A 10,799-nucleotide genomic window follows, 5' to 3' on the forward strand; every position below is an offset into this window, starting at 1 on the left:
GGGGATTTACCCACTACAGAAATTATAGAGCCTATTTCTTTTACTCTCATTTTAAGTTAAGTTGTTAAAATCCCAAATTTGGTCCATCCAGCCTTCATAGAAGTCTGGCTCGTGGCAAACCATAAGGATAGATCCCTTGTATTCTTTGAGAGCGCGTTTGAGTTCATCCTTGGCATCCACATCCAAATGGTTGGTCGGCTCGTCCAGAACTAAAACGTTGTTTTCACGATTCATCAAGAGACAGAAACGCACCTTTGCTTGTTCCCCACCTGATAAGACTTGAATTTGGCTTTCGATGTGCTTAGTAGTCAGGCCACAACGGGCAAGGGCTGCACGAACTTCCGCTTGATTAAGGGCTGGAAAGGCATTCCAAACTGCTTCTAAAGGTGTCTGGCGATTGCCACCTTCCACTTCTTGTTCAAAGTAGCCAAGTTCTAGATAGTCACCACGTTCAACTTCCCCAGCGATTGGTGGAATAATCCCCAAGAGAGACTTCAAGAGGGTTGTTTTCCCGATACCATTGGCACCGATTATAGCAACCTTTTGATTGCGCTCAAAGGTAAGATTTAATGGTTTTGTAAGTGGGCGGTCGTAACCAATCTGCAAATCCTTAGCCTGGAAGATAAAGCGCCCTGGTGTACGAGCTGGTTTGAAATCAAAGGATGGTTTTAGTTTCTCACTTTGCAACTCGATGATATCCATCTTATCCAATTTCTTCTGACGAGACATGGCCATATTTCGTGTTGCAACACGCGCTTTGTTTCGGGCAACAAAGTCCTTAAGGTCAGCAATCTCTTTCTGTTGGCGTTCATAAGCTGCCTCTAGCTGCGATTTCTTCATAGCATAGACTTCTTGGAACTGGTAGTAATCTCCAGAATAACGAGTCAACTGTTGATTTTCAACGTGATATACGATATTGATAACATCATTGAGGAATGGAATATCGTGTGAAATGAGAACAAAGGCATTCTCATAGTTTTGGAGATAGCGCTTGAGCCAATCAATATGCTCAGCATCCAAGTAGTTGGTCGGCTCGTCAAGCAACAAGATATCAGGCTTTTCAAGGAGAAGTTTAGCCAAAAGTACCTTGGTTCTTTGTCCACCTGACAAAGACGTTACATCTGTATCCATGCCAAAGTCCATAACACCAAGGGCACGCGCTACTTCATCAATCTTAGCATCCAAGGTATAGAAATCACGACTCTCCAGACGGTCTTGAAGTTCGCCAACTTCTTCCATGAGAGCATCAACATCCGCTCCATCTTCTGCCATTTCCATATAAAGGTCATTGATACGAGCTTCTGCCTTAAAGAGTTCATCAAAGGCTGTACGAAGAACGTCACGCACGGTTTGACCTTCTTTGAGCACAGCGTGCTGGTCCAGGTAACCTGCAGTTACATATTTGGACCATTCCACCTTACCTTCATCAGGTAACATTTTACCAGTCACGATGCTCATAAAGGTTGATTTTCCTTCACCATTGGCACCAACCAATCCGATGTGTTCTCCCTTTAGGAGACGGAAGGACACATCTTCAAAAATTGCACGGTCACCAAAACCGTGACTCAGATTTTTAACTTCTAAAATACTCATTCTAATTCCTTTGTAAGTTTGTTTACATTTAATTTTCTATAAATAATCCAAGCTAGGTAACCACCTAGTGTGTTGGTCCATAAATCATCAATCTCAAAGACCCGATTAAAATCAAAGAAAAAGTCTAAAGCTAGCTGTGTGCACTCGATGCTCAAGCTCAATAAAAAGCTTAACAAAATCACTCTCTTGGTTTTTCTTAGACTAGGGGTGAGATAGAGAAGCTGGAAAATTAATGGGAAGAGCAAGAGGATATTTAAGGCGTTTTGCAAAAAAATCCAAAACAACTGTAAAGGGCTGGTTACTTCTCCCAGTTTCCACAAAGAGTTAAAAGGCATCAAAAGAAAAACCAGGCGTCCAAAAGTTTGAATACCTGGAGTTTCCACTCCTGTAGGAAGTTGAGGCTGGGGAGTAAAGCAAAAACAGACAATACAAAGACTGTATAAAAGCACTCCCAAGCTTAGTAATGTTTTTCGACTCATCTTATGGATTTACTTCTGCTACTGCTTTTTGGCGATCGCGCTTCATGGTATTTGAACGCAATTGTCCACAAGCCGCATCGATATCAGTACCATGTTCCTGACGAACGACACAGTTGACCCCTTTTTTCTTGAGCGTATCATAGAAGGCCATCACGCGTTCTTTAGGGCTTCGGCTATACTGGTCATGCTCACTAACTGGGTTGTAAGGAATCAAGTTAACATATGACAATTTCTTGATATTCTTGAGCAATTCTGCCAATTCAAGTGCCTGCTCCACTCCATCGTTAACTTCATTTAGCATGATATATTCAAAAGTCACACGACGGTTGGTTGTTTCGATGTAGTACTCGATAGCTGCAAAGAGTTTTTCAATTGGAAAGGCACGGTTAATCTTCATGATGCTTGAACGCAGTTCATTGTTTGGCGCATGAAGAGAAACTGCAAGGTTGACCTGTACGCCTTCATTAGCAAAATCACGAATCTTGTGAGCCAAACCTGAAGTTGATACGGTGATATGGCGAGCACCGATAGCCATTCCCTTGTCATCATTGATGGTACGGATGAAGTTCAAGACATTGTTGTAGTTATCAAATGGTTCTCCGATACCCATGACAACGATATGGCTAACACGCTCATCTTGACCACGCTCGTCAAAATATTTTTGAACCAGCATAATTTGAGCCACAATTTCCCCGTTATTGAGGTCACGTTGCTTCTTGATCAAACCTGATGCACAGAAGGTACAACCGATATTACAGCCGACCTGAGTAGTCACACAGACAGATAAACCATAGTGCTGACGCATTAGTACTGTCTCAATTAACATACCATCAGGCAACTCAAAGAGATATTTAACCGTACCATCAGCAGACTCTTGTACGATACGTTGTTTTAAGGGATTGACCACAAACTGGTCATTGAGCTTAGCAATCAAATCCTTGGAAAGGTTGGTCATTTCTTCAAATGACTGGACACGTTTACGGTAAAGCCATTCCCAGATTTGATCTGCACGGAATTTCTTTTCTCCCTGCTCCAATACCCATTCCTGCATGGTTTGACGTGTTAAACTATAAATCGACGGTTTCATCTTTTCTCCTTATTTTCTAGTCCTTCTTACGGATGACGAAATGACGTTGCCCCTTATCTTCTTTCTGAGATTTTTGGTCTTTTGAACGTCGTCTATTTCTTTTATCTGTATGATTTCTTTTCTTGTTTTGAGAAGGTTTCTTTCCTTTTCGAGAATCTTTTTCTTCCTCTTTTTTGCGCATTTTTTGGTCGAAGGACGCCCGCTTAGGCACTTGGTTTTCTAAGACAAAATAGGCACAACCATAGCTACAGTACTCTAGTAGATAATCCTGCAAGCGACTGATTTTTTCTAAAGACTCTTCAGCGCGTTCATTCTTATAAAAGCCTCGCAAGCGCAACTGTTCATTACTCCAGTCTCCTACGATATAGTCGAACTTAGTCAAAACTTCTGAAAAACGTTGAGTAAAAGCCGTTACATCAAAAGCATCCTTGCTATTTTCAACCAAGGTAAAAGCAAAACCTTCAGCCTCGACCCTAGATCCAGTCACACGAAACTCTGGACCAGGGAATTTATTGTAATTGTATAATTCAGGTGCAATCTCTTTACGCATAATTTTCCTTTTTCAACGATTTCTTAACACTCTATTTTACCATATTTTCGCCACATTTTCACCTTTAGCATTAAAATGAAAAAAGTCTGACGATTTAAGAATCTCTATCCAAAAACTCGACTTTCGTAGACAAGAAAAAACTGGGGTTTCCCAGTTTTGAGTGATTATAGGTAAAGTAATTTGAAAAGTGCTACTGCTGCAATACCAGCTGCAATCGGTGCAACTACTGGTACCCAAGCATACCACCATTTTGAATCACCCTTGTGTTGACCAAGGATTGATTTTGGAAGGAAGGCATGAAGGAGACGTGGTCCAAAGTCACGAGCTGGGTTCAAACCAGGTCCTGTAGGTCCTCCAAGTGAAGTAACCAAAGCCATTACTAGGAAACCAAGTGCCAAGTGAGCAACAGAAAGTCCTGATGCTGTATGAGGCGCTACTTGAGCTTTAATTGCCAAATCAGAGAAGTCAACATTTTGACCAGCTTGAGTTGCCATTTGTTTCATGTATTGGAGGACTTCAGCTCCAAAAAAGTTCTTTGTCAAACCAAGTGCTGCAAAGAAGAGAACGAATGATCCAACGAACTCGTTGATAAAACCGTTAACTGTTGCTGCAAAGCGTGATTCTTTTGTACCGTGGTCCAAACTTGAAATTGTTGAGAAAGTCCCCAAGATATTGTTTGCTTTTTCAGTTTGCAAGTAGTAAGGACGGTGAGTTGCAACAACCAAGGCTTGTCCGAAGATTGCTCCCAAGACTTGTGCAACGATGTATGGTGCTACTTGTGCCCAAGGGAAAAGTCCGCTAACTGCTAGACCAAGAGTGAAGGCTGGGTTGATGTGGTTACCAGAAACATTACCAAACATCAAGGCAGGGATCATAACCCCCATACCGTAACCAACAGCGATAACGAGCCAGCCACTTTGGTGACCTTTCGTACCTTTAAGTTCAACGTTGGCAACTGCACCATTTCCCAAGATGATCAAGATGGCTGTTCCCAAAAATTCAGTGGCATATTTGACTGCCCATGCGAAATCCATTGATAGATTCTCCTTAATATTTTTTAGACAATCCCTATTCTATCAATTTTTAAGCCTTTTAGCAACAGATTTTCTAAAAGAATACTGCGGGAAAACGCTTTTATTTTAGTTCTTAAAAAAAGACCTAACAAACCTAGTTTGTTAAGTCAAAATTTTGATTATTCTTGACGCTGACCAAAGTCCTTAATCATCTGATCCATTTCTTCACGACTTGGTGTCGTTAGCATATAGAGAAAGTCTCCTTGCAATTCAGCAAAGGCTGCTGGCATGATTTTCTTGACCTTGAACTGGTGACCATATTTAGCGAGCAAGTCTTCTTCTGAATAAACATAGTCGGCATTAGCGCGACGAGATGTTGCCAAACAGTATAGTGGTTCGAATTGTGAAGCAGGGAATGGCTCACCCGCAACGATTGCTGCATAGCCCTTGTACAAATCAAAAGAATGGGCATAGTTATAAACATCAATGGTGAAGCCACCTGCTGGACGGTTGTTATACTCAATGGCAATATAATCATCACCTTCACGGAAGAACTCAATATGGAAGAAACGTTCTTTCATGCCAAATTCTTTAACGATTGCCTCACCATACTTGCGCAATTTTGGATCCATATCTTTAAGAACATAATAAGAATTGTCCATCTTGTAAATCATGAGATCAAGCGGTGTATGGGCATAGTCAAAGGTCGTAGAAAAGACGATATTTCCATCTCTATCTACCAAACCATCAAAGGTACAGATTTCACTAGAAGTAACAAATTTTTCAAAGAAATAAACGGTTGAATGGTCCCATTCTGCCTTGAAATGATGGATATCCTCTTCTGTTTCAAGCTTGAAGGTTGCTGCCGCTCCCACTCCATTGTCAGGTTTGGCAATCATAGGAAGGCCAATTTCTTTCACAGCTTTGTCAACATCTGCATCTGTTTCAATGACAGCACCTGGAACCACTGGAACTCCAGCTTTTTTGAAGAGTTTCTTCATTTCAGACTTAAATTTCGTCTTTTTGAGGTCGTCTGGTTTGGCACCAAAGACATTAAATTGTTCACGAAGAGCAGCATCCAACTCTAGCCAGTATTCATTGTGAGATTCGATACGGTCAATTGGACCATGCTTATAAAAGAGAAAGGCAACTGCACGTTTAACTTCATCAATATTTTCAAGATTATCAACACGGAAATACTCAGTCAAGCTATTGCGCAATGGCTCATCTAGTTGTTCATAGGGTTCTTGCCCAATCCCTAGAACGGTGATTCCTTTATTGGCTAGCTCAATACTAAACTGTTGGAAATTTTGTGGGTAATAGGGTGAAATTACAAGATAATTCATAAGCGACTCCTTTTATAGACTCATGTGACCGAGAAAATATGGCATTTGTTTGCGCCACCAATCCCAATCATGGGCGACATCATGTCCCCATTCTGCAAACCAGGCAGGAATTTGTTTTTGGTCAAAGGCTTCTTTTAACTTGTAGTAAGAAGGCAGGCCATCATGCTCCCAAGCACCTAAGCCAGTACAAATCACAATCTCAGCCTGACGGTAACGGTCAATAAACCAACCATCATTTTGATTCCAGATATAATCTACTGGTGAATTTTGATAGATAGCATCATCATTGTAGTAGTCACCTACAAAGAAACGCGCATCATAGACACCACTGAGGGCGATTACCTTGGTAAAGACATCTGGATGCTGAAGGAAAAAATTAAGTGCATGATAGGCTCCCATAGAGCAGCCTGTCGTCATCATGCCGTCGAACCAGCCTGTCTTGTGCTTGATAAAAGGGATAGCTTCTTCAATCACATATCGTTCATAGGCACGGTGCATCTCAGCTTGATCATGACTATTTTTCCAAGTCGCAAGCCAGCTCTCACTATCTACACTTGAAAGGGTAAAGAACTGCACGCGACCTTCTTCAATAAAGGATGCACAAGCATCAATCATTCCAAAATCATAGTATTCATTGTGGCTCCCACCTGAGGAAGCAAAGACAACCACTGGGATACCTGCGTGTCCATAACGGTTGACATACATTTCACGGTTAAGATGACCACTCCAGTGGCTAAGATGTTCAATATGCATATCCTGTCTCCTTTATACTAATTACCAATTTTCTGCAAAAAAACGTAGGCAAGCTGGAAGATTTTCTGACCATGGCACTTCATGGTGAATGGCTCCAGCCTGAACCTTGAGCAAGAGATTTTCCAACTGCACTCCTCCCGCTATCAAATCATGATAATAGCGAAGGGAAGAGTCGATATAGGCCTGCTTAATATTGCCAGCCATGAGGGTCTTATCTGTATCATCAGCTTCTTCCGTTCCAACATAGATAAAGACACGCTGGTCAGGCAATAGTTTTTTTCGCTCGATATAGCGATCAAAGGCCTCTTGGTGAAGCCAGTTAGCTGATGAGAAAACTCCCAAGCACCCAATCTGATCTTGATACTCCAAGCCGATAAACTGGGTAATATTGCCACCAAGTGAAGATCCTATCATAGCAGTGTGTTTACGGTCTGCTTTTGTCCGATAGTTTTCGTCGATAAAGGGTTTGACCACTTCCATGACAAACTCAGCGTACTCGACTCCCTTACCACCAAATTGTTGGCCAGGAATGTTGGACTCTTGGAATTTCCATGCCGCATACTCGTTCATCCGTCCAAGTCCATCATTGTCAATAGCCACAACAATCATACGGCTGATATCTGGATTTCGCTTGATGGCTGGGATAATCTTCCAGGAATGTCCAACGTAAGATTCCTTACTATAAAAGACGTTTTGTCCATCGTGAAAATACACAACTGGGTAGCTTCTATCCGTATCTTTATCATAGTTTTTGGGGAGGAGAACACGTACCCGACGCTCCTTACCTGTGTAGGGAACCACTAATTTATGCTCTCGCATTTTTGGATAAAAATAAGATTGATTCATTGTCAGAAAACTCTCTATATTCAAAATTTTACCTAATTATATCATAAAAATAGAAAAAAAGTCAGTTTCCGTCCAAATTTAGGACAATAAACTAACTTTTTTTACTTATTTTATTTTTTCCTCTGGTTTTTCTGATTAAAGGAGGTCATCAATTAACTCATCAACCGCATCTTTCTCAGCTTGAGGGGTAATTTCAGTAATCATGATTCCTGCTACTGCACGTTCAACCAGACCTTCGACATCCATACGTGTTTCATACTGCTCGGCATTCTTAATCTTTGGATTTGTTTTCGGACGATCGGGTGCAAAAATAGTACAACAATCTTCAAAGGGCTGGATAGAAATTTCAAAGGTATCAATTTCTTGCGCAATGTCAATGATTTCTAGCTTATCCATAGTCACAACTGGACGGATAATCGGTGTATTAGTCACCGCATTGATAGCCTGCATACTCTCCAGGGTTTGGCTTGCCACCTGACCAAGACTTTCACCATTGATGATGACCAAACCATTTCGCACTTCACGGATACGATCTGTAATGCGCATCATAAAGCGGCGAGTCAGAGTCATGAGATAAGCTTCTGGAGCCTTAGCCTTAATCTCTTCTTGAATCTCCGTGAAAGGTACTTCGATAAACTGGATATTGCCACCAAATTTAGTCAATTTACGGGTCAAATCTTGGGCTTTTTTGAGGGCACCTGGACTTGTATATGGTGGACTAGCAAAGTGAACAGCTTCGATATCCACTCCACGTTTTAGAGCTAGATAACCAGCTACTGGTGAGTCAATCCCACCTGACAACATGAGCATGCCTTTCCCAGAAGTTCCAACTGGTAAACCACCCGCACCACGAATGGTCTCATAGGAAAGATAAGCCGCCTCTTCACGAATCTCCACTTGCAGATTGATATCGGGATTTTTCATCTGGGCTTGTACATTGGGAATAGCTTCAAATACTGCACCACCAAGAGTTTGGTTCAACTCACGACTGTCTAACTCAAAGTTGTGGTCGCTTCGCTTGCTTGAGATTTTAAAGGTCATACCTTCCTTGTAGATGTCCTTCATAATCTCTTGGACAGCAGATTTCAGAACTTCTACAGATTTTTCAACCTTGTATACTGGTGAAAAGTTTTGAATCCCGAAAACTTGCTTGAGTGACTCTGCCACTGGTTCATAATCTGCCCCATTCAGATAAGCATGGGCACGATCGCGGTTTGCTGTCACTTTGACTTGAGGATAAATGGACAAAACGTCTGAGATATTATTACGTAGTTTATTGATGAAACGCATCCGGTTTTTACCCTTGGTTGAAAGCTCTCCGTAGCGAATCATAATTTCTGAATACTGCATGAATACTCCTATCTTACTTTTTTAGTTTGATTGTAAATTAATTTTAGTTTGGTCAAAAATTGCTCAACTTGACTCATGTCATTTTCTAGGTCTAGGCTGAGGCGTACTGCTGACTGGGCTTTATCCTTTTCAATCCCCATGGCAATCAGAGTCCCAGCAGGTTTCCCAGCCTTGGACGAGCAAGCTGACGTTGTAGAAATGAAAATATCATAGTCTTCAAAAGCATGAACGATGACTTCCCCACGAACTCCCTTAATCCCAAAGGTCAGAATATGAGGAGCAAAGTCTTCCTCACCTGAAAAGACAAAAATATCTGGATAATCAAGAAGAGCCTGACGAATGACTTCCTTCATCTGACTCGTTTTGTTAGAAAACAATTCCAATCTTTCCATAGCTAGACGCAGTGCTTTGGCTGTTGCTGCAATTCCTGCTACATTCTCAGTTGTTGAACGATAGTCACGCTCTTGGCCACCACCAGTTAAAAGCGGTGTAATTTTCTTGCCAGACTTGATATAGACAAAGCCAACACCACGAACTCCGTGGAATTTATGACTAGAGAAGGTCGCAAAATCCACTCGGTCTGTCAAATACTTTTCTGTTGGTATTTTAGCCAAAGCTTGAACCGCATCAACGTGGAAGGAAATCGTTGGCTTATCAGCTAATAGTTCTGAAATAGCTTCAATAGGCTGGATTGAGCCGATTTCATTGTTGACAACCATGATAGAGATAAGTGTGGTATCAGGTCGTATTAGACTTTTTAATACCTCCAAGTCCACAAAACCTTGCTCATCTACTGGTGCAAAATCCACTTCAAAACCTTGAGTCTTGAGCCAGAGAGCCGACTCCTTGACTGCTGGGTGCTCAATATCAGACACAATAATGTGTTTACCAAATTGCGCTTTTTCAAACGCAACCCCTTTGATAACCCAATTATCCCCTTCAGTCCCACCAGAGTTAAAGAAAATTTCTTCGCTTTTCTTGCCAATCAAATCTGCAATCTGCTGTCGAGAAGCTTCTAAAATTCTGCTAGATTGGTCTCCCAAACGATGGAGACTTGAAGGATTTCCTATAATCTTTGAAGCAACCTGCATATAAGTCTCTAAGGCTTCAGGGTATGGCTTGGTCGTTGACGAATTATCAAAGTAAATCATGGTTTCTCACGCTTTCTAAAATCACTCCTTCTATTGTATCACGAAACAGTTCAGGCGACAAGAAAGGCAATTCAGGTTCATTTAAGTTTTTTTTAAAGATTTTCGGTATAATGAATTTTAGTAAAGGAGAGATATTATGTCTAATTATCGTAGAACATCAAAACCTAAAACGGAACACATCAAAAAAGGATTTACTGTTTTTCAAAAAACGATTGCTACTATCGGTAGTATTCTAGGGCTGATTACTGCAAGCATCACCATTATGAATGCTATGAATAACAACAACAATAATAACTCTAAAAAAGAAACTACGACAACCCAGACAACTGTCATAAAAGAGATTCAAAAGGAATCCCCTCAAGAGAACACTACTCCCAACAAGGATAATACTTCTACAAAGGACAACACACAAGAAGAAACGACAAGTCAATCTAGTAGCAGTGAAGAAAGCAAGAAAGAAGACACTAGCAGTAAACAAGAACAACAAACTGTTCCGTCATCTAGCACCCAAACAACAGATACAAAAACTTCTACTACTAATGGAGCTTCTTAAAAGAACTATCTAACAGCCAGTGATTGAATCGCTGGTTTTTTTAGTAGACTTCCTGCGAAACTAAAATCCTAGTTCACG

At 41.1% G+C, this 10,799-nt stretch carries 11 protein-coding genes; 1 reads left to right on the plus strand and 10 read right to left on the minus strand.

Translation table 11 applies throughout. The annotated features are described in order from the left end of the window. Positions 1 to 51 precede the first annotated feature (51 nt). The 10 genes from HMPREF2837_RS03670 to HMPREF2837_RS03715 form a co-directional block, all read right to left on the minus strand. Positions 52 to 1,593, minus strand: coding sequence for an ABC-F family ATP-binding cassette domain-containing protein (locus HMPREF2837_RS03670; protein WP_075230657.1), 1,542 nt, complete (start codon positions 1,591 to 1,593; stop codon positions 52 to 54). After that, positions 1,590 to 2,072: a VanZ family protein gene (locus HMPREF2837_RS03675; RefSeq protein ID WP_075230658.1), complete on the minus strand. Its 483-nt coding sequence runs from the start codon at positions 2,070 to 2,072 to the stop codon at positions 1,590 to 1,592. Before HMPREF2837_RS03675 ends, HMPREF2837_RS03670 begins: the two co-directional genes overlap by 4 nt. 1 nt (position 2,073) lies before the next feature. Next, positions 2,074 to 3,159 carry a dual-specificity RNA methyltransferase RlmN gene (rlmN, locus tag HMPREF2837_RS03680; protein ID WP_049549118.1) on the minus strand — a complete coding sequence of 362 codons (1,086 nt, stop codon included), beginning with the start codon at positions 3,157 to 3,159 and terminating at the stop codon, positions 2,074 to 2,076. A gap of 16 nt (positions 3,160 to 3,175) precedes the next feature. Further along, entirely contained in the window at positions 3,176 to 3,709 is a 534-nt protein-coding gene (locus HMPREF2837_RS03685; RefSeq protein WP_049549117.1) for a YutD family protein, read from the minus strand. Positions 3,710 to 3,873: 164 nt separating this feature from the next. Next, positions 3,874 to 4,743 (minus strand): aquaglyceroporin Gla, encoded by an 870-nt coding sequence (gene gla, locus HMPREF2837_RS03690; RefSeq protein ID WP_049549116.1) that lies wholly within the window; start codon positions 4,741 to 4,743, stop codon positions 3,874 to 3,876. A gap of 158 nt (positions 4,744 to 4,901) precedes the next feature. After that, complete coding sequence (locus HMPREF2837_RS03695; protein WP_049549115.1) at positions 4,902 to 6,068, minus strand: ATP-grasp domain-containing protein; 1,167 nt, start codon at positions 6,066 to 6,068, stop codon at positions 4,902 to 4,904. 12 nt (positions 6,069 to 6,080) lie between these two features. After that, positions 6,081 to 6,821 (minus strand): esterase family protein, encoded by a 741-nt coding sequence (locus HMPREF2837_RS03700; protein ID WP_049549114.1) that lies wholly within the window; start codon positions 6,819 to 6,821, stop codon positions 6,081 to 6,083. Positions 6,822 to 6,842: 21 nt separating this feature from the next. Further along, positions 6,843 to 7,667: an alpha/beta hydrolase gene (locus HMPREF2837_RS03705; protein ID WP_049549113.1), complete on the minus strand. Its 825-nt coding sequence runs from the start codon at positions 7,665 to 7,667 to the stop codon at positions 6,843 to 6,845. A gap of 135 nt (positions 7,668 to 7,802) precedes the next feature. Then, a complete protein-coding gene (gene thiI, locus HMPREF2837_RS03710) occupies positions 7,803 to 9,017 on the minus strand; it encodes a tRNA uracil 4-sulfurtransferase ThiI (protein WP_049549112.1) in 1,215 nt (404 codons plus the stop codon). An 8-nt stretch (positions 9,018 to 9,025) separates the two neighbouring features. Further along, entirely contained in the window at positions 9,026 to 10,168 is a 1,143-nt protein-coding gene (locus tag HMPREF2837_RS03715; RefSeq protein ID WP_049549111.1) for a cysteine desulfurase family protein, read from the minus strand. A gap of 136 nt (positions 10,169 to 10,304) precedes the next feature. Between HMPREF2837_RS03715 and HMPREF2837_RS03720 the strand changes: the two genes are divergently transcribed. Further along, the gene (locus HMPREF2837_RS03720; protein ID WP_049549110.1) at positions 10,305 to 10,721 is read left to right on the plus strand and encodes a DUF6556 family protein; all 417 of its coding nucleotides are present in this window, start codon (positions 10,305 to 10,307) and stop codon (positions 10,719 to 10,721) included. Positions 10,722 to 10,799: the final 78 nt, after the last annotated feature.

The sequence above is a fragment of the Streptococcus sp. HMSC071D03 genome, from assembly GCF_001812125.1.
Classification (GTDB): Bacteria; Bacillota; Bacilli; order Lactobacillales; family Streptococcaceae; genus Streptococcus; species Streptococcus pseudopneumoniae_N.

Coding starts and splice junctions, on each gene's coding strand:
- HMPREF2837_RS03685 (WP_049549117.1), bottom strand. CDS start 3,709: ATGCGTAAAGAGATTGCACCTGAATTATACAATTACAATAAATTCCCT.
- HMPREF2837_RS03675 (WP_075230658.1), bottom strand. CDS start 2,072: ATGAGTCGAAAAACATTACTAAGCTTGGGAGTGCTTTTATACAGTCTT.
- HMPREF2837_RS03695 (WP_049549115.1), bottom strand. CDS start 6,068: ATGAATTATCTTGTAATTTCACCCTATTACCCACAAAATTTCCAACAG.
- rlmN (WP_049549118.1), bottom strand. CDS start 3,159: ATGAAACCGTCGATTTATAGTTTAACACGTCAAACCATGCAGGAATGG.
- gla (WP_049549116.1), bottom strand. CDS start 4,743: ATGGATTTCGCATGGGCAGTCAAATATGCCACTGAATTTTTGGGAACA.
- HMPREF2837_RS03670 (WP_075230657.1), bottom strand. CDS start 1,593: ATGAGTATTTTAGAAGTTAAAAATCTGAGTCACGGTTTTGGTGACCGT.
- HMPREF2837_RS03700 (WP_049549114.1), bottom strand. CDS start 6,821: ATGCATATTGAACATCTTAGCCACTGGAGTGGTCATCTTAACCGTGAA.
- thiI (WP_049549112.1), bottom strand. CDS start 9,017: ATGCAGTATTCAGAAATTATGATTCGCTACGGAGAGCTTTCAACCAAG.
- HMPREF2837_RS03720 (WP_049549110.1), top strand. CDS start 10,305: ATGTCTAATTATCGTAGAACATCAAAACCTAAAACGGAACACATCAAA.
- HMPREF2837_RS03705 (WP_049549113.1), bottom strand. CDS start 7,667: ATGAATCAATCTTATTTTTATCCAAAAATGCGAGAGCATAAATTAGTG.
- HMPREF2837_RS03715 (WP_049549111.1), bottom strand. CDS start 10,168: ATGATTTACTTTGATAATTCGTCAACGACCAAGCCATACCCTGAAGCC.